This window comes from Caballeronia sp. Sq4a (assembly GCF_023170545.1).
Taxonomy (GTDB): Bacteria; Pseudomonadota; Gammaproteobacteria; order Burkholderiales; family Burkholderiaceae; genus Caballeronia.
Genome location: NZ_CP084250.1, coordinates 2,128,909 through 2,146,916 on the forward strand (window position 1 = coordinate 2,128,909; position 18,008 = coordinate 2,146,916).

The 18,008-nt window shown below is 62.9% G+C and carries 15 protein-coding genes; 8 read left to right on the forward strand and 7 right to left on the reverse strand.

All coding sequences use genetic code 11. The features are described from left to right. Positions 1-35: 35 nt before the first annotated feature. Positions 36-920 (reverse strand): Kdo hydroxylase family protein, encoded by an 885-nt coding sequence (locus LDZ24_RS10150; protein ID WP_248320343.1) that lies wholly within the window; start codon positions 918-920, stop codon positions 36-38. 56 nt (positions 921-976) lie between these two features. After that, positions 977-1,972, reverse strand: coding sequence for a lipopolysaccharide heptosyltransferase I (waaC, locus tag LDZ24_RS10155; RefSeq protein WP_248320344.1), 996 nt, complete (start codon positions 1,970-1,972; stop codon positions 977-979). A 183-nt stretch (positions 1,973-2,155) separates the two neighbouring features. Between waaC and LDZ24_RS10160 the strand changes: the two genes are divergently transcribed. Further along, positions 2,156-2,587: a DUF29 domain-containing protein gene (locus LDZ24_RS10160; RefSeq protein WP_248322333.1), complete on the forward strand. Its 432-nt coding sequence runs from the start codon at positions 2,156-2,158 to the stop codon at positions 2,585-2,587. Between the two features lie 53 nt (positions 2,588-2,640). Here the strand turns inward: LDZ24_RS10160 and LDZ24_RS10165 are convergent, their stop codons facing one another. Then, the gene (locus tag LDZ24_RS10165) at positions 2,641-4,041 is read right to left on the reverse strand and encodes a phosphomannomutase/phosphoglucomutase (protein ID WP_248320345.1); all 1,401 of its coding nucleotides are present in this window, start codon (positions 4,039-4,041) and stop codon (positions 2,641-2,643) included. A gap of 455 nt (positions 4,042-4,496) precedes the next feature. On the opposite strand from LDZ24_RS10165, the gene LDZ24_RS10170 reads away from it, so the two are divergent. The 5 genes from LDZ24_RS10170 (at position 4,497) to LDZ24_RS10190 (ending at position 9,998) form a co-directional block, all read left to right on the forward strand. Beyond that, positions 4,497-5,759 carry an oligosaccharide flippase family protein gene (locus tag LDZ24_RS10170; RefSeq protein ID WP_248320346.1) on the forward strand — a complete coding sequence of 421 codons (1,263 nt, stop codon included), beginning with the start codon at positions 4,497-4,499 and terminating at the stop codon, positions 5,757-5,759. Further along, positions 5,756-6,562: a glycosyltransferase gene (locus tag LDZ24_RS10175; protein WP_248320347.1), complete on the forward strand. Its 807-nt coding sequence runs from the start codon at positions 5,756-5,758 to the stop codon at positions 6,560-6,562. The genes LDZ24_RS10170 and LDZ24_RS10175 overlap by 4 nt, the downstream gene beginning before the upstream one ends. Before the next feature lie 37 nt (positions 6,563-6,599). Next, positions 6,600-7,739, forward strand: a complete 1,140-nt coding sequence (locus LDZ24_RS10180) for a glycosyltransferase family 4 protein (protein ID WP_248320348.1) — start codon at positions 6,600-6,602, stop codon at positions 7,737-7,739. A 21-nt stretch (positions 7,740-7,760) separates the two neighbouring features. Then, positions 7,761-8,819, forward strand: a complete 1,059-nt coding sequence (gene galE, locus LDZ24_RS10185) for a UDP-glucose 4-epimerase GalE (RefSeq protein WP_248320349.1) — start codon at positions 7,761-7,763, stop codon at positions 8,817-8,819. A gap of 69 nt (positions 8,820-8,888) precedes the next feature. Next, the gene (locus LDZ24_RS10190) at positions 8,889-9,998 is read left to right on the forward strand and encodes a glycosyltransferase (protein WP_248320350.1); all 1,110 of its coding nucleotides are present in this window, start codon (positions 8,889-8,891) and stop codon (positions 9,996-9,998) included. A gap of 58 nt (positions 9,999-10,056) precedes the next feature. On the opposite strand, the gene LDZ24_RS10195 is transcribed toward LDZ24_RS10190, so the two are convergent. The 3 genes from LDZ24_RS10195 to LDZ24_RS10205 all read right to left on the reverse strand — a co-directional run bounded on the left by LDZ24_RS10195 (position 10,057) and on the right by LDZ24_RS10205 (position 13,199). Continuing rightward, positions 10,057-10,752 carry a dienelactone hydrolase family protein gene (locus LDZ24_RS10195; RefSeq protein WP_248320351.1) on the reverse strand — a complete coding sequence of 232 codons (696 nt, stop codon included), beginning with the start codon at positions 10,750-10,752 and terminating at the stop codon, positions 10,057-10,059. Positions 10,753-10,867: 115 nt separating this feature from the next. Continuing rightward, complete coding sequence (locus LDZ24_RS10200; RefSeq protein WP_248320352.1) at positions 10,868-11,950, reverse strand: glycosyltransferase; 1,083 nt, start codon at positions 11,948-11,950, stop codon at positions 10,868-10,870. Between the two features lies 1 nt (position 11,951). After that, a complete protein-coding gene (locus tag LDZ24_RS10205; protein WP_248320353.1) occupies positions 11,952-13,199 on the reverse strand; it encodes an oligosaccharide flippase family protein in 1,248 nt (415 codons plus the stop codon). Positions 13,200-13,569: 370 nt separating this feature from the next. On the opposite strand from LDZ24_RS10205, the gene LDZ24_RS10210 reads away from it, so the two are divergent. Further along, positions 13,570-14,751, forward strand: coding sequence for a glycosyltransferase (locus LDZ24_RS10210; protein WP_248320354.1), 1,182 nt, complete (start codon positions 13,570-13,572; stop codon positions 14,749-14,751). Between the two features lie 57 nt (positions 14,752-14,808). Here LDZ24_RS10210 and LDZ24_RS10215 read toward each other — a convergent pair whose 3' ends face one another. Further along, positions 14,809-15,963: an acyltransferase gene (locus LDZ24_RS10215; protein WP_248320355.1), complete on the reverse strand. Its 1,155-nt coding sequence runs from the start codon at positions 15,961-15,963 to the stop codon at positions 14,809-14,811. 513 nt (positions 15,964-16,476) lie between these two features. Here LDZ24_RS10215 and LDZ24_RS10220 point away from each other — a divergent pair. Beyond that, positions 16,477-17,955, forward strand: coding sequence for a hypothetical protein (locus LDZ24_RS10220; RefSeq protein WP_248320356.1), 1,479 nt, complete (start codon positions 16,477-16,479; stop codon positions 17,953-17,955). Positions 17,956-18,008: the final 53 nt, after the last annotated feature.

The window sequence follows — 18,008 nt, forward strand, 5'->3', positions numbered from 1 at the left end:
CGCAGCCGGCGCGGACGGGGCGGAACGAGCGCCGCTCAAACGAGCGCCCTGCCCTTGAGCCGTTCGAGGATGCCGAGCGGCGCGTGATCGGGCCGCGCCATCGCTTTCACGGGCAGGAAGAACGTCTGCTCCATCATGAACTGGCCGGACATCACCGCGTGCGAGGTTTGATCGGAGAAACAGATCCACACCGAGCCGGGCGGAAACGGCATGGTTTCCTGAGGCGAGGACTTCTGATAATCAAGGTCGGCCTTCATCGCGTCGTGCAGATGCAGCATCAGATGGTCATACTCGCTGCGCTTGCTCTTGGTGATGTGCAGCAGATTCATGAGCCACGCCGAACCCGGCGCCTGCGGCTTGATGTCGGGCAAGAAGCGCCGCGCCATCTGCTCGAACGGCTCGCCGACGCGCCACACGCGCGGCGTGCCGTTGGGGTTGACGTTGGTGAACACGCGCAGGATGCGCTCGCCGTAGTTAGGACGCGACGGGAACGCATCGACGTGCAGGCGGCTGTCGTCCTTGCGCCACGACGTTTCGCGCGTTTCCACCTGATGCAGCCGCAGGCTCGTCGGCGCGACGCGCAGATTGCCGTCGTATTCGGGAAAGAGGCCGTCGACGAGCGAGCGCGCGTTCGCCTGATACCGCGCGATGAGCGAGCGCACCGCCGACTGCATCACGTTGTCGCCGAGCACGCCGTTGAGCGCGCCGCCGTTGGGCGCGAGGCTGATGTTCTTGCGCTTCGGGTCCGCGATCTTCGGGTCGAGCAGCGCGCGCTCGCCTCCTTCGATTGCGAAGCGCAGATTGGGAAAATAGAGGACCTTGCCGTCTTCCACGCCGGCAAGCAGCGCCTCGCGCGGCACGGACAGGTTCTTGCCCTGCCAGTCGGACGAAGCCACTTCGATGATTTGAGATTCCGTCATGTGCTCTCGAACTTGAGTTGGCTCGCGCACGGCGCCAAGGCTACTGACCCGAAGCGTTACAGCAGGCCGAAACCTGCGAGCGCGGCCTTCACTTCCGAGAGCGTCGGATGCCGGCTCGCGTCGCCCAGGTTGATCACGTTCGGCGACCAGTAACCGCCTGTGCGCCATGCGGTCGAGAAATTGTACAACTCGACGGTCGGCCGCTTCAGCGCTGCGGCAATATGAACGAGGCCCGTGTCGACGCCGACGGTCGCGGCCGCGCCGTCGATCAGACCGACCACGGCGGGCAGCGAGAGCTTCGGCGGCACGATGGCCGCCGCGCCGAACTCCTTCGCGAGCTTCTCGCTCGTCGCGCGCTCGGCCTCGCTGCCCCACGGCAGGACGATGGACGCGCCGCGCGTCACGAGCGCCTGCCCCAGTTCGACCCACGCGGCTTCGGGCCATTGCTTGTCGGCGCGCGACGTAGCGTGCACGAACGTGACGTACGGCACCGGCAGATTTAGCCCGAGCGCTGACACGGCGAGCGCGGCGCGGCGGGTGTCGATGTCGAAGTCGATGTCGTCGGTCGTCTGCGGGCGCGGCAAATCGAGCGCGGCGGCGACAAGCTGGCGCGTACGTTCGACGACATGCGTGCGCGGCTCGATCGGCACGCGCCGGTCATAGAAGAAGCGCACGGGCCATTCGAAGCCCGCGCCCTCGGTGCGATTCGCGAGCCCGACGAGCGGGCCGCGCGCCCAGCTCGCGACCCATGCGGTCTTGATGAGCCCCTGGCAATCGATGACGAGATCGTACTTTTCGGCCGCCAGTTCACGCCGGAACTTGGAGATCTCGCGCCAGTTCGCCGCGGACGCAAAACCCTTGCGCCAGCGTCTGAGCGAGAACGGAATCGCGCGGCGCACGCCACTGACCAGTTCGACGAGGCTCGCGAAACTCTCTTCCACGAGCCAGTCGATTTGCGCATCGGGATAGCGGCGGCGAATGTCGGCGATGGCCGGCATGTTGTGAACGACGTCGCCAAGCGACGACACCCGGACAATCAGGATCTTTTGCACGCTGTGAGAAAGAGGCGCGGCTCGCGCGACGAAGAGGAAACGGGAGCGGGGATTTTAGCGCGGGTTGGTTGGGAGGCGGGGTGGATCACGAGTCGAGGAAGCTCTTTCGCGGCAAAAAAAGTCGGTAACATGCTGATGACCGGTGAAGCTGAACCGAATATCCGATCAAGAAAGGAGTACGCGATGGGAACGCGTTACGAACAGGACGTCGTGGCTTGGGCGCGCGAGCAGGCAGCACTGCTGCGTGCCGGAAACTTCTCGGCCATCGACGTGGAACATATCGCAGAGGAAATCGAGGACGTGGGCAAGAGCGAGCAACGAGAACTATCGAGCCGCATGGCGGTGCTGCTGGCGCATCTGCTCAAATGGCAATACCAGCCGGGACGCCGTGGTTCGAACTGGCAACGCACGATCAAGGAACAGCGCCGCGCCGTGGGCGTGGCGCTGCAAAAGACGCCCAGTCTGAACGCTTCATTGCGAGACCCGGATTGGCTCGTGGGTACATGGGCCGATGCCGTGTCCAAAGCGGCTGAAGAAACGGGCTTGGATGTCTTTCCGGAAGAACTTCCGTGGTCGACTGACCAGATCCTCTCGCCCGCGTTCTATCCCGAATGAGCAAACAAAAAACGGCGCGACCTCCCGATCGCGCCGTCTTCGCCACGCCTCGATCAGAACGGCAGCTTCGCGTCCGGCTTCTCCGCCAGAATCACGCGGCGGAAGTCTTCCTGAATGCGCTTCAATGCTTCTTCGCTATCCGCTTCGAAACGCATGACGACCACCGGCGTCGTATTCGACGAACGCGCGAGGCCGAAACCATCCGGGTATTCGACGCGCAAGCCGTCGATGGTCAGCACGTCGTCCGCGCCTTCGAACTTCGCCGATTTCTGCAGGCGCGAAATGAGTTCGAAGTTCTCGCCCTCTTCCAGCTTCAGTTGCAGTTCCGGCGTCGACAGCGAGTTCGGCAGGTCGTTGAGCAGCTTGCTCGGATCGTCCACGCGCGACAGGATCTCGAGCATGCGCGCGCCCGTGTACAGGCCGTCGTCGAAGCCGTACCAGCGGTCCTTGAAGAACACGTGGCCGCTCATTTCGCCCGCGAGCGGCGCGCCCGTTTCACGCAGCTTCGCCTTTACGAGCGAGTGGCCCGTCTTCCACATGACCGGCTCGCCGCCCTGCTCGCGCACCCACTTCGCGAGATTGCGCGTGCATTTCACGTCATAGATGATCTGGCCGCCCTTGTTGCGCGACAGCACTTCCTGCGCGAACAGCATCAACTGACGATCGGGGTAGATCACCTGACCGTCCTTCGTCACGACGCCAAGACGGTCGCCGTCGCCATCGAATGCGAAGCCCACTTCGGCGTCCGTTTCCTTCAGCGCGCGAATCACGTCCTGCAGATTCTCGGGATGCGCCGGGTCCGGATGATGGTTCGGGAAATTGCCGTCGATGTCCGTGAACAGTTCGACGAGCTCGCAGCCGAGCGCCTTGAAGAGACGCGGCGCGAGACCACCCGCGACGCCATTGCCCGTATCGACGACGATCTTCATCGCGCGCACCGGCTTCACGTCCGACACGATGCGGTCGAGATACATCTGCGATACGTCGAACTCGGTGTAGCTGCCTTCGCCCGAGCTGAAGTCGTCATTGACGATGCGCTGATACAAGCCCTGAATCTGCTCGCCGTAAATGGCCGCGCCGCGCAGGACCATCTTGAAGCCGTTGTAGTCGGGCGGATTGTGGCTGCCCGTTACGACGATGCACGAATCCACGCGCCGCTCGCCCGTTGGAAAAGGCAGCGGCACGCTCGCCGCGAAATAGCCGACGGGCGTGGGCACCATGCCGATATCGATCACGTCGACGCCCGCTTCGCGCAGGCCGTTCGCGAGCGCGCCGACGAGTTCGGGACCGGAGAGCCGACCATCGCGCGCGACGACGACCGAATCGCCGCCTTGCTCGCGGATCTCGCTGCCGAACGCGCGGCCGATGCTCTTCGCGACATCGCTATCGACCGTCTTGCCGACGATCCCGCGAATGTCATACGCCTTGAAAATGGACTGGGATACTTGGCTCATGAGATGGCTACCTCTTCTGTATTAATTGATGAATTCTCGGCGATGCAGCCATAAGGGCGTGCAGGTCGTGACGATATGAGCGCGCCCGACCACACCAGCATGCGCGCGAACGACTGCGAGGCATGACATGACGAATGCTGCGCATGCGTATTCGAGCATCGCGAAACAGGCAAGCCAGTTTGAAAGCTCGTGCGAAGGAAGCCTTTCCGTTCGCACTTATAATCGCTGTCTTTCAGCGCCTTCGACGTTGCGCGCCGCGGTTCAAGCCTGCGCATTCATTCTAATCCAATGCCTATACGCTCTTTCGCCTTCTGCCCGACGAATGAGGCGCGTTCGCGCGCAAACGCACAAAACTTGACCGACATTCACGGTGATACGCGTCCCCGCACGCTACTGCACAGCGAACAGGTTCCAGTAGCACGCCGCATGCCTGAGCTTCCGGACGGACAAACCGCATGAAGATGCTCATGCGCTCGGGCAATCCGGACGTCGCCCGCGCGCTTACCAACATCGTCTGGCTGGGGCTCGAACGGCTCACGCAGATTGCCGTCGCCATCGTGATTTCGGGGTTGCTCGCGCGCTATCTCGGCCCCGATGCGTTCGGCAAATGGCAATACGCAAACACGCTCTTGCTCGTCATCGCGCCGATCACATGGGTGTGCGGCGCGGAGATTCTCGTGCCGACCATCGTCGCGAAGCCACCTGCCGAGACCGGCGCGGTGCTCGGCAGCGCGTTCGTGCTGCGCATGAGCGTGTCCGTCGTCGCGCTCTTGCTGACGTGGGCATGGATCGCGGTGGGCGGCGTGGACCCGCTCGTCGGCGCGATGCTCGCGGGGCTCGCCGTCACCATGCTGTTTCGCGAGCCGTTTATCGGCGTCATCAACGCGTGGCTGCAAAGCATGACCTACAGCAAGCCGCAATTGATCGCGAGCATGTTCACGGCCATCGCAAAGGCGGCGCTCGTTTATCTGCTCGTACGCATGACCGCGCGCGCGTCGAGTTTCGGCTGGCTATGGGCGCTGGAAGCCGCGGTGATCGGCGCGGCGCTCGTCGTCTATCACATGCGACGTCATGGCGGCACGCTCGGCTGGCGCTTCGATCGCACGCTCTTTCGGCACTTTGCTAGCGCAGGCACCGTGTTCTGGCTCGGGCTCATTTGCATGTATCTGTTCCTGAAGCTCGACCGGTTGATGCTTGCGCATCGCGTGTCGTTCGCGGAACTCGGGCTCTATTCGGCCGCGCAACAGTTGAATGAGAACTGGATCGCGCTCGCGCTGATACTTTCGCAAACCATCGCGCCGGCGTTCGTGTATCGCGTGCAGGAAACGCCGCGCCTGAAGCGCAACCTGCTGCGTCTTTTCGCCATGACTGCCGCGCTGATGATCGCGGGCGCCGCCGTTCTCGATGCGCTCGCGGGCTTCATCATCGCGCGCGTGTTCGGGCCGAACTATGCGGGCGCGGCGAGCATCTTTCGCTGGGCCGTGTGGCTCTCGGTGCCAGCGGGCATCGAGGCGATCGGCAATCTCGTCGTGCTGAAGTTTCAGGCCAGATACGTGCTGTTGTCGAAGTGGCTGCTTGCGCTCGCCGTCGCATTCGCGGTGAACATGTGGGCCATTCCGCGCTTCAACGGATACGGCGCGCTCGTCGGTCTGGCGGCGGGTTATCTGGCGGCGGCGTCGGTCAACTTCTACTACATTCGATTCCGGCTGCGCGCATGAACGCCCTATCCGATGTCGCCATCCTGATGCCCGCGTTTAACGGCCAGTCCGAAGTGGAACGTACGCTCGCGTCGTTTCGCGAGGCGTCGCCGGTGCGCGTGTTGATCGTCGATGACGGCAGCACGCCGCCGATCGCCGCGCCTCTTATCAACGGCCTCGACATCGAGATCCTGCGCATGGCGAAGAACGTCGGCATCGAGCGCGCGTTGCAAGCGGGCATCGACGCGCTCGCTGAACGCGGTATCCGCTACGCCGCGCGCATCGATGCGGGCGATCTCGCGACGCCCGGCCGCCTCGCGAAGCAACGCGCCTATCTGGAGGCGCATCCGCATGTGGCGGTGCTCGGCATGTGGACGCATGTCGTCGCGACGAACGGCGCGCCGCTTTTCGACCTCACGCCGCCCACCGATACGGCTGCGATTCGCCACGCGATGCTCGCGCGCTCGTGCTTCGCGCATCCGTCGCTGATGCTGCGTGTCGATGCGGTGCGCGAAGTCGGCAACTATCGCGCGGACTATCGCGCGGCCGAAGACCTCGATCTGGTGCTGCGTCTCATGGCGCGCCACGACGGCGCGAATCTGCCGGAATTCGGCCTCTTTTACGAACTGAACGAAGCGGGCATCAGCGCGACCAAGCGCCGGACACAAACGCTGTCAACGCTGCGCCTGCAATTGCGTTACTTCCGTGCGGCGAATCCGTTCGACTGGATCGGCGTCGCGAAAAGCATCGCTCACTTGCTGCTGCCCTATCGCGCGCTGCGCGGACTCAAGGCGAAGCTCTTCAAGGCATCGTCGCCGGCATGAGACCGGCGGCATCGCGCGACACAACCATAAGCACCGGATGAACAAAGCCCAGTCCAGCCTACGCATCGCCCTCGTGTGCAACACGGCGTGGGCCATTTACACGTATCGTCGCGGCGTGCTGCGCATGTTGACCGAACGCGGCGCGCAGGTGACGATCATCGCGCCGCGCGACCGCACGTTCGAGCCGCTCATCGAAATGGGCTGCCGTTGCGTGGAATTGCCGGTGGCGTCCAAGGGCACGAACCCGCGCGAAGACCTCAAGACAATGATGGCGCTGTACCGCGAATATCGCGCGACACGCCCGCATCTCGTGTTTCATTACACGATCAAGCCGAACATCTACGGCTCGCTTGCCGCGATGTTGGCGCGCGTGCCGTCCATCGCGGTGACGACCGGCCTCGGCTACGTGTTCATTCAGAAGAGCCGCACCGCGCAGATCGCCAAGCGTCTCTATCGCTTCGCATTCCGCTTTCCGCGCGAGGTGTGGTTCCTCAATCGCGACGATCATCAGGCTTTTGTCGATGAGAACCTGCTCGCGCATCCCGACCGCGCGCGTCGTTTGCACGGAGAAGGCGTCGATCTGAATGACTTCTCGCTCGTGCCTTTGCCGCGCCGGGAAGACTTCGTGTTCATACTCATCGGGCGGCTGCTGTGGGATAAGGGCGTCGCCGAATACGTCGAGGCGGCGCGGCGTTTGCGCCGGCGTTATCCGCACGCGCGTTTTCAATTGCTCGGGCCGGTTGGCGTGGATAATCCCAGCGCGATCAGCCGCACGGACGTCGAGGCGTGGGAACGTGAGAATATCGTCGAGTATCTGGGCGAAGCGAACGATGTGCGCCCGCTCGTCGCGGCGGCCGATTGCGTCGTGCTGCCGTCGTATCGCGAAGGCGTGCCGCGCACGCTGATGGAAGCGTCCGCGATGGGCCGCCCGATCGTCGCCACGGACGTGCCCGGCTGCCGCGAAGTCGTCGAACACGGCGTGAACGGCCTGCTGTGCGAAGTCAAAAGCGCGGACAGCCTCGCCGAACAACTCGAACGCATGCTGACGCTGCCGATCGAAGAACGCGAGGCGATGGCCCAACGCGGCCGCGAGAAAGTCGCTCGCGAATTCGACGAGAAGAACGTCGTCGAACGATACAAGAGCACAATACACGCCATTACCGGCATTTCACTCTGATTTGCGCTTCCTGGAGAGCACATGATGAACGGCAACATGTCGCCGAACGACGCTGGACAAGGTACCAAGGGCACGATTCTCGTGACGGGCGGCGCGGGCTTCATCGGTTCGCATACGTGCGTCGAATTGCTCGACGCAGGTTACGACGTCGCGGTGATCGACAACCTCGTCAATAGCCGCGCGGAATCGTTGAATCGCGTGGAGCGCATCACGGGCAAGCGCGTCGCGTTCTATCAGGAAGACGCGCGCGACGAAGCCGCGCTGAACCGCATTTTCGACGCACACGCCATCACCGGCGCGATCCACTTCGCGGCGCTAAAGGCAGTGGGCGAATCGGTCGCGAAGCCGATCGAGTATTACAGCAATAACATCGGCAGCCTGCTCGCGGTGCTCAACGTGATGCGTGAACGGAACGTCCGCAACTTCGTGTTCAGCTCATCTGCAACGGTGTACGGCGTGCCGCAAAGCGTGCCCATCGACGAGAGCTTTCCGCTTTCGGCGACGAACCCGTACGGTCAGTCGAAGCTCATCGCCGAACAGATTCTGCGCGATCTCGAAGTCTCCGATCCGTCGTGGCGCATCGCGACGCTGCGCTATTTCAACCCGGTCGGCGCGCATGAAAGCGGCTTGATCGGCGAGGACCCGGCAGGCGTTCCGAACAACCTGATGCCGTATGTCGCGCAGGTCGCGGTCGGCAAGCTGGACAAGCTGCGCGTGTTCGGCAGCGATTACGATACGCACGACGGCACCGGCGTGCGCGACTATATTCATGTGGTGGATCTGGCGCGCGGACACATTGCGGCCATCGACGCACTGCGCTCGCTCGATCGCAGTTTCGTCGTCAATCTCGGCACGGGCCACGGTTATAGCGTACTGGATGTCGTGAAGGCGTTCGAAGCGGCTTCGGGCAAGCGCGTGCCGTATGAACTCGTGCCGCGCCGCCCCGGCGATGTGGCCGCGTGCTACGCCGATCCCGCCGCCGCCGAGAAGCTGCTCGGCTGGCGCGCGGAACACGGCATCGAGCGCATGTGTGCCGATCACTGGCGCTGGCAGTCGCAGAACCCGCAAGGGTTCGCTTAAAGCGGCGCCGAGCCTCGCATCGTCTATTTACGACGATGCGAGGCGGCTGTCATCAACTGGTCTACTTTCATGCTTAGTTTTGCGCTTGCTTTTTTGGTCTCGCTCTTCGTGACCTTGTTGATCGTGCGCTTTGCGCACTTGCAGGAAGGCGTGCTCGGCGATACCGATCTCGCCGGCGTGCAGAAATTCCACGCGCGGCCCGTCCCGCGCATCGGCGGCGTCGGCATTCTGTGCGGACTCGCCGCGTCCGCCGTGCAATTGCGATGGAGTTATCCGCTCGTGTCGGCCGGCATTCTCGGCATCATCGCGTGCGGCTTGCCTGCGTTTCTCTCCGGGCTTCTCGAAGACCTGACCAAGCGCGTGACGCCGCTCGTGCGTCTCATCTGCACGATGGCCGCTGCCGGTCTCGCGTATGCGCTGCTCGATATCGCGGTGACGCGCATCAGCGTGCCGCCTCTGGATTTTCTGCTCTCCTACGCAATTGTTTCCTGCGCGGTGACGGTGCTCGCGGTGGCGGCGCTCGCCAACGCGGTGAACATCATCGACGGCTTCAACGGCCTCGCATCGATGGTCACGTTCATGATGTTCGCGTCGCTCGCTTACGTCGCGTTCCAAGTTCACGATCCGGTCGTGCTGTCGGGATCGCTCATCATGATGGGCGCGGTGATGGGCTTCTTCATCTGGAACTTTCCCGCCGGCCTCATCTTTCTCGGCGATGGCGGCGCGTACTTCGTCGGCTTTATGCTCGCCGAACTCGCGATCATGCTCGTCATGCGCAACCGCGATGTTTCCGCGTGGTATCCGGTGCTGCTCTTCATGTACCCGATCTTCGAGACGTGCTTCTCGATCTATCGCAAGAAATTCATTCGCGGCATGTCGCCCGGCATTCCGGACGGCGTGCATCTGCATATGCTCGTCTACAAGCGGCTGATGCGCTGGGCAGTCGGCGTGCAGAACGCGCGCGAACTCACGCGGCGTAACTCGCTGACGTCGCCTTATCTGTGGCTGCTGTGCCTCATCGCGGTGATTCCCGCGACGCTCTTCTGGCGTCATACGGTGCATCTGTTCTGCTTCGTCGTGGTGTTTGCGGCCACTTATGTCTGGCTCTATGTCAGCATCGTTCGCTTCAAGGTGCCGCGCTGGATGGTGTTTCGCCGGCCGCATCCGGTGAAGAAGTAGTCCATTGCGCACGACCACAACGCCGCCTTCTTTCGGGCGGCGTTGTCGCTTTGGTGCCTTATTTCAGGTGCTTTGCAAAGAAATCGGCCGTGCGCGTGTTCGCGAGTGTCGCCGCCGCTTCATCGTAGTGCGCGCCATGATGGCGCGCGAAGGCATGGTGACAGCCCGGATACGTGTACGCCACGATGTTGGCGTGACCTTGAACGGCGGCCAATACGCGATTGCGCGCGTCGGCATCGATGAACTCGTCCTGTTCCGCCAGATGAATGAGCAACGGCGCCGTGATCTTCGGCAACTCGCTCAAGTGCTGGTCCGTGCCGCCGCCGTAGTATGAAACGGCGGCGTCGATATCGGTGCGCGCAGCCGTCAGAAAGGACAAGAGTCCGCCCAGACAAAAGCCGACCGATCCCACCTTGCCCCGCACCTGTTCCAGACCGCGCGCGAAGCCGATGGTCGCGGCGATATCCTCGACGCCCGTGTTCAGGTCGAATGCGTTGTAGTACTTCATCGCCTGCTGCCACTCGGCCTCGGTGCGATCGGTGAGATTCACATTCGGCTCGATTCGCCAGAACAGGTCAGGACATAGCGCGACATAGCCTTGTCGCGCGTATTCGTCGGTGGTTTCGCGCATGTCGCCGTTGATGCCGAAGATTTCCTGCAGAACGACGATGGCAGGCGCGGGGGTTTGCGCCGGATACGCGACGTACGCGTCGAAATCGCCATCGGGCGTCGAGATGCTGAGCATGTCGGACATGTGTGTCTCCATTGAGCGGCACTACGCTATTTCATAGGCGAAAAAAGAAACGCGCGCCAGCATCGAATGGCTGGCGCGCGCTGCGCTTTTTCCGCGACGCGTAGAACTTGCCACTTCAGGCCGGCGCAGGACGCGGCAAGCGTTGCGTCACATCTCGCGCGACGGCGAGATAACGCGCGGCCGTGTCGGCAAGCGTCAGGCCGTTGAGCGGCCGGTGCGCGCGCGGCTGGCCGAGCGCGACGACGAGCGCATCCGCATAGGCTTTCGTATCGTCGGGATCGCACAGGCGCACGCTCGGAAAGTCCGCCGCGAAGCTGAACGGACGAATCGTGCTCGCGACTACAGGCACGCCGGACGCGAGCGCTTCCAGAAACGCGATGCTGTGCCCTTCCGATCTCGAAGGCATGGCAAACACATTCGACGAGAACAGCAGTTCCGCCACGTCCGAACGCGGACCTTGCAGACTGACATTCTTCGAAAGCCCGAGCTTCTCGATCAGATCGCCCACGGCCGCGTGATACGCCGGATCTTCGATCACGCCGCACAACATCAGGCGCGCATCCGGCACGCGCTGCACCACTTGCTCGAACGCGTGCACGGTCGAAAGCTGATTCTTCACCGACGTATAGCGCCCGATCTGCACGATCTGTTTGAATGCGTGACCCGTCGTGCTCGCCGGACGCATCGAGAAGCGGGACATGTCGACGCCGTTCGGAATGAGCGTCATTGAAGGATGACGCCCGACCGCGCCGACGTAATCGTCGATATTCGCGGGCGACACCGCGATCACCGCACGCGCCCGCCGCGAGAGCATGCGCTCGACGCGCCGGAACACGCGGCTCTCGAAGTCGTTGGTCGCCGAGTGCATCACATAGACGATCGGCACCGCGAGCGGCAGCATGCGCGCGTAGAACGCGGGAATGGTCGCGTGCGCGAAGAGCACGTCCGCCTGATACGCGCGGATCGTCCGATGCAGTTCCAACAGCTTGCCGAAGCGTCCATGCATGCGGTCCGGAAAGAGACACTGCACGCCGTTCGCGACGAGTTCCGCCTGCAGCGCGGTGAAGTCGTCATGCGGCGGCATGAGCGACGCAATGGCCACCGTCTCGCCGCTTTTTTGCTGATGAATCGCCAGGTCTTTCGCCAATACCTCGGCGCCGGAAAGTCGCGGCGCCAGGACGAGATGTACGATGCGCATTTCAAGCCTCCCTGACGATGCGATAAAGCATCCACGCCGTTGCCGATGCAAGCCCCGCGGTCATGGACCATGCGATGCCCGTCACGCCCCACAGATGCGTGGCGATGGGCACCGTCACGCACAGTACGACTGCCTGCACGATGGACGCATGCGTCGCCACCTTCGGCATGCCACTCGCGCGCAGCCAGGACACGAGCACCGCGATCACCGCGCCGATCGCCATGTTGATGACGAAGATGCGAAAGAGCGGCACCGCCGAAAGCCACGCGGGCCCGAGCACGAGATTGAAGAGCGGCTCGGCCGCGACGCGCAATGCAACGACGAGCACGGTCAGCCCCACCGCCGCGAGCAACAGATAGCGGCGAAAGAGCTTGCGCGCCCCCGCGACATCGCGCCGATGATGCTCCGAGAAAGTCGGAAACAGATACTGCGACATCGCGATGGCGGCATCGGCAAGCAGCATTTGCGCGAGCTTCGACGACATCTGATAGGCGCCCAATTGCAGCGGACCGAGCAGCTTCGCGACGACGACCTTGTCGAACTGGTTCAGCAGAAGATTGACGACGCTGCCCGCCCAGATCCAGCGGCTGAAGTTCACGTAATGCGAGATTCCCGCGAACGAGAAGCGAATAGGCGGACGCGGCGACATGGCGGTCCACGTGAGCGTCGTCTTCAATAGCTCGCCTGCAACGAGGCCGATCAGGACCGAGTACGCGCCCGCGCCCGACAACGCGCATGCGAGGCCGACTGCGCAGTCGGTGAACGCGGCCGACGTTTCCACGCCCGCGAGCTTCTGAAAGCCGCGCTGTCGCGTCACCGTGAAGTACGCAGGCGATGCGACGCCGCGCACCATGGGCAAGACGGCGGCAAGCAGAATCAACCCGATGGAGCCGCCCAGGTGGAACTGGCTCGTCATGAATGGCGCGAGCGCGGCGATCAAGAGACCGATGACTACGCCGCGCATCGCGAGCGTGGCCCATACCGCGCCGAGCTCGCTTTGCGAGGGCGCATCGCGTCCCTGCACGACGGCCTGCGCAAGCCCGGTATCGGACAACGCTTCCGCGATTGCGACCGCGAGCAGCGCGATGCTGACCGCGCCGATCGCTTCAGGCCCGAGAATGCGGCCGATGGCGAGAAACTTCAGCGCGACGAAGCCGCGCACGACCACTTGTTGAAGGAGCACCCAGAAGGCCGCATCGTGCTCGAACCGCGCGCGTGCTGGCAAGAAGGATAGCCGGACAGATCTCACTCACATTCCCCGTACTGCTGTATTTCGATTCGTGGCGCCGCGATATGTCGGTATCGCGTGCGATCCACCTTGCGCGTCGCGCGCGCGTCCTGTCCGAATGACAGGTACGCGCGAGGCCCGCGCTTCTTTTCAGGCGACTGTGGGAAAAATAGCGTGGCCGTCGGGGTTGCGGACGCCAACGCGTAGCACTATTCGGCAAGGGTGCGCGTTATCGCGGGTTGACGGTTGGCGTTTGGTGCTCTTCACCACATCGCGCGACGCGGATAAGCGCTGAAATATGGCCATTCAATGCGCGGGCGCGGTGTTACGTTCGATCTTCGACGACACACCGTGTCTCATTAGAAAACACCATGACGGATGCCACTTCACGATGAACGATACCGTTCTCATCATCGAGCCTGATTTCAGCGGTCACCGCTGGCGTTACGCGCAATGGGCCGCGAATGCATATATGGAAGCGGGCTTGCGCTGCCTGATCGTCACGGAGCCGCGCAATGCCGGGCATGCGCTCGTGAAGCAGATCCAGGAGCAAGGCAACGACGCGCTTAACATCACGTTCGTTGCGCCGCCGGAGCACGGCACCCGCAAGGGGCTTGGGTCCATCAGCTATATGCGCGCGCATGCGAACTTCAAGCACGCCTATGCGGTAGCGAGTCGCGAACGCAAGGTGGCGCTCGTCGTCGTGCCGTATGTCGACTACTTTCTGCTCGCGCTGCCGTTTCTGCGCTCGCCGTTCGGCAATACGCCGTGGGTCGGCGTCACCATGCGCTCGAACTTCCATCATCATCTCGTCGGCGTGCGCGCGCCGCGCCGGCCGCTCATCAATGCGGTGAAGTCGCGGCTATTCGCGCGTGCCATTCGCGTGGGCGGCATGAAGACGCTTTTGACCATCGACCCGACGCTGCCCGACTGGTGGAAGCGCAACGGCGGGCATGCGCACGGAACAAACATCGACTATCTCGCCGATCCGTTTCCTGACGCGCATGCTGCCGAGCCATCGGCGGCGAGGCGCAGGCTCGGCCTGTCGAAAGGCATGCATGTGCTCGTCTATGGCGCGATCAACGACCGCAAGGGCATCTTCGAGTTGATCGAAGCATTGGCGCAGCGCAAGGACGGCGTGCACACGCCGAAGCTGGTGATCGCGGGCGCTCAGGACAAGGACGTACGCGCGCTGTTGAGCGAAGCCGCGGCCAAGCTGTTGCCCGCGCCGATCGTGCTGGACCGCTTCATTTCGAGCGAGACGGAGCTCGACCTCTTCTCCGCCTGCGATGTCGTATGGCTCGGCTATAAAGGCCACTACGGCATGAGCGGCGTGCTCGTGCAGGCGTTCCGCTTCGGCAAGCCGGTCATTGCAACGGCCGATGGCCTGATCGGTTGGTTCTGTCGCACGGGCGAGCTGGGACCGGTGATCGACGATCTCACGCCGGGCTCGATCAATCGCGCGCTCGACGATGTTCTCGCGCGCCGCAAGCGCCCTGTCGCCGCCGGACATCTGCTGGAGCGCAATACGCTCGGGCAGTTCAAAGAAACACTGCGCCAGGCGATCGCCTGACGCAGTCAGCATGACGCCGGTTCTGCGATCATCGCAGTAACCGGCTGATTCTTCGCATCAAGCCTGCTTTCCGACCACTTCCACCGCGTCCACCGTCTTCTGCGCCTGCGCTTTCCGCTTCGCCGGGAAGAGCGCATCGCGCATGCGCAGGAACGGGAACTCCACCGCACGCGTCGTCACATATCCAACCACGATCGCAATGGCGAACTGAGCCGCCATGATGACGCCCCACGCGGGTATCGCCGGAAGATGCAGCGCGGCCGCCTTGCGGATGAGGATATCGCCCGGTGCGAGCGCCAACGAATGCCACAGGTAGATGCCATAGGAATACACGCCGATCCACCCGATCAGCCGATAAAGCCGCGACTCGCGAATGCGCCCCGAGTACTCGACCGTCAGCACGATGAGCGCACAGAACCCGATGGCTTGCACGGTATAACCGATGCTTTGATCCAGATCCACGTTGCGCGTGCCGAACACGAGCCACAGCACGAGCCCCGCGACGGCGGCCAACAACAGGCCTTTTCTCTGCGCGATACCGCGATACACCGCGGGCTTCAGCCAATAGAGCGCGGCGAGCATGACCCCGAACAACAGGCTGTCGATGCGGTATTGCGTATAGAAGAACGTGCCGTCGAGATCGCCGTTATAGACCGCGATGGTCCGGGCAATCAGCACGGCGACGCAGATCGACGCGAGCACGCTGAGAATCGTGTTGATGCGCGTCTGCCACCGCGCGAACACGATCAGCAGCAGCGGCAGGAACAGATAGAAGTGCTCTTCGACCGCGAGACTCCACGTCTGCGCAATCGACGAACCGAAATAGTTCTGCATGTGCGTGAGGTTCTGCACGAGGAACGTATTCGTCGGATGGCGTCCCACCAGCACGTGAAAAAGAATCAGCGCGTAGTACGCGGGCCAGATCTTGAAGAGGCGTCGCACGATGAAGCGCGTCGCGTCGATGCGTCCTTCCTGCGCATACTGCTTGAGCAGCAGGCCGCCGACAAGAAAGCCGCTCAACGTGAAGAACAGGTTCACGCCTTCGTGCCCGAAGCTCTTGAGCGGATACTCGATGGCGGCAATGAACGCGCTGCCGGTTGGGTATGAGTGAAAGTGATACCCCATGACTGCGATGATGGCGAGTCCCCGGATGAAATCGAGCTCGATCGATCGATTGGGTCCTGGCATGCGTGTGGCGCCGAAAAGGCTCATGGCCTTCCCCCCCTTCTGCGATGGTCTTATGTTGCTTATGTTGTATTGGATGCCTCGCCGCCGGGAGTCCTCATATCGGCGCACGCACGCGCATCGCGGATGTCATTTGGTCAATGCCGCCACTGACCCGCGAGGGCCAATTGCCGGCATGACCATAATCGTTCCGGAATAGCGGCGTGATCCGCCAGAATCGCATCGTTGCCGGACAGCCCCGCGCGCGCTATGCGGCATCGACAACATAGCCGTTCCCGCGCGGCGAACGGCGCTTAAGCGAGCGTGGCGCGGCGCACATGGGCAACCGTCGTTTCTCGCCGAACGCTAGTCGCAAAACGCCGCCGCGACGGCGTGCGCTTTTGGCCGCTGATATATTCGACCCGCAAATACGGGGTACCCGGGGACCGTCGCTCAAGCTGATTCAAACACACAACACGCGACTCAAGGCTTCCAGGGCACGAAGCGGATCCAACCGCGAGAAGTAAAGCTCGTCGAGCTTTGCCATCTAAAGAGAACGCCATGCGCAACAAGTTCGCCGTCGTCTGGATCTGGCTATTTCTGCTTCCGCTCGCATTCGACTTCAAGGGCGCGGAAACGGCCAGCAAAGCCATCCAGATTCTCCTCACCGTTCCCGCGATATTCGCAGGCGGCGCGCTTCTGCTGATCGCGCCACGCTTCGCGCAACGCTCGCGGCTTCGCACATGGGTCACGTCGCTCTTCATGCTGACCATCGTCGGCAGTATCGCGACGCAACTGATTCAGGGCAATGATTCGGGCAACTACATGCGCGTGATCCTGCCGTTCGCCCTCATGCTGCTCGGCTATCTCGTCGCGTGCCGTCCGTGGGATTCGCAACGCCTCGAGCAGTTCGAACGCGCGATGTACTGGTCGATGATCGCCTCGCTGATCTTCAGCTTCGTCTATGGCATGGCCACGGGCGGCGGGCTGGAAAACGTGCGTTTTCGCATCGTGTCGGTCACGTTCCTTTGTTTGCAGGGGCTGCTGCTGCATGAGTTCGTCATCGCCAAGCGCATGACCAAGTTCACGGTGCTGCTCTTTCTTGCGACCGTCGTGATCGAGTTGTTGAGCGTGACGCGCAGTCTGCTCGTCGGCACCGTGCTCCTCTTCGCCTATGCGACCTGGCTTGCCGCGCCCTCCGTCAAGCATCTCTTCACGGCGGCGCTGCGCGCGATCATGATCGCCTCGCTGCTCGGCGCAATGGTCGCCGCGTCCGCCGCGTTCTTTCCCGGCGTGGCCGAGCACTGGTCGCAGCGCCTGAACTTCGCGAAAGCCACCGAATCGGGCCGCGATCCGACGACCATCACGCGTCTCGCAGAAATGAAGGACCAGTACGATCAGACCACGTCCGACACGCTCGCGGTACTCGTCGGCAAGGGCTACGGTCACGATTATCGCTATTCGCCGACGTACTTGCCGGACCTCGCGGGCCAGTTCACGAAGAAGGACTTCTACGCGATCAAGGAATGGGCGGCCGGCCATAACTTCTGGGTCTATCAGTTGTTCGCCGGCGGCATTCTCTTCGGCATCGCATTGCCTGCCGCCGTGCTGTGGGCGCTCTACCGCGGGTCGATGGCGTACCGCTCATGGCGCAATCGCGCGCCCGACGCGATGTACCTACCGGTGCTCGGCCGCGCGTTGCTGGTCGTGGCCGCGCTGCCCGCCACCTCCGTCGGCGGCAATCCGCTCGGTAATCGCTTCTCGGGCATCGTATTCGGCGTAGCGCTCGGTCTGCTCGTCGCGGCATTCGCGCGGATTGCTCATGCCATGCGCACGCAGTCGGTGAATCGACGTTCGTTTAGGACGCCATACGGACGCACGCGCGACGATGTTCATGCCGACTGGCGCCCTGAATGGCGTCCGTACGGCCCGCAGCCGGAACTGAAGCCCGCGCAAGCACCGGGACTCGCACACGAGCATCACGGCGAGAGCCGGCACGACGCGCCGCCGGGAGCGAGCAGCTTCGCACCGTCCGCATAAAAGGCTTCGAAAAGCCAGCGGGCAAGTACGCCAACGAATCGGGGATCGTTTCG

Bases quoted from the DNA above. Each gene is read 5' to 3' on its own strand.
- LDZ24_RS10150 (WP_248320343.1), bottom strand. From the start codon at position 920: ATGACGGAATCTCAAATCATCGAAGTGGCTTCGTCCGACTGGCAGGGC.
- LDZ24_RS10160 (WP_248322333.1), top strand. From the start codon at position 2,156: ATGGGAACGCGTTACGAACAGGACGTCGTGGCTTGGGCGCGCGAGCAG.
- LDZ24_RS10165 (WP_248320345.1), bottom strand. From the start codon at position 4,041: ATGAGCCAAGTATCCCAGTCCATTTTCAAGGCGTATGACATTCGCGGG.
- LDZ24_RS10170 (WP_248320346.1), top strand. From the start codon at position 4,497: ATGAAGATGCTCATGCGCTCGGGCAATCCGGACGTCGCCCGCGCGCTT.
- LDZ24_RS10175 (WP_248320347.1), top strand. From the start codon at position 5,756: ATGAACGCCCTATCCGATGTCGCCATCCTGATGCCCGCGTTTAACGGC.
- LDZ24_RS10180 (WP_248320348.1), top strand. From the start codon at position 6,600: ATGAACAAAGCCCAGTCCAGCCTACGCATCGCCCTCGTGTGCAACACG.
- galE (WP_248320349.1), top strand. From the start codon at position 7,761: ATGATGAACGGCAACATGTCGCCGAACGACGCTGGACAAGGTACCAAG.
- LDZ24_RS10190 (WP_248320350.1), top strand. From the start codon at position 8,889: ATGCTTAGTTTTGCGCTTGCTTTTTTGGTCTCGCTCTTCGTGACCTTG.
- LDZ24_RS10195 (WP_248320351.1), bottom strand. From the start codon at position 10,752: ATGTCCGACATGCTCAGCATCTCGACGCCCGATGGCGATTTCGACGCG.
- LDZ24_RS10200 (WP_248320352.1), bottom strand. From the start codon at position 11,950: ATGCGCATCGTACATCTCGTCCTGGCGCCGCGACTTTCCGGCGCCGAG.
- LDZ24_RS10210 (WP_248320354.1), top strand. From the start codon at position 13,570: ATGAACGATACCGTTCTCATCATCGAGCCTGATTTCAGCGGTCACCGC.
- LDZ24_RS10215 (WP_248320355.1), bottom strand. From the start codon at position 15,963: ATGAGCCTTTTCGGCGCCACACGCATGCCAGGACCCAATCGATCGATC.
- LDZ24_RS10220 (WP_248320356.1), top strand. From the start codon at position 16,477: ATGCGCAACAAGTTCGCCGTCGTCTGGATCTGGCTATTTCTGCTTCCG.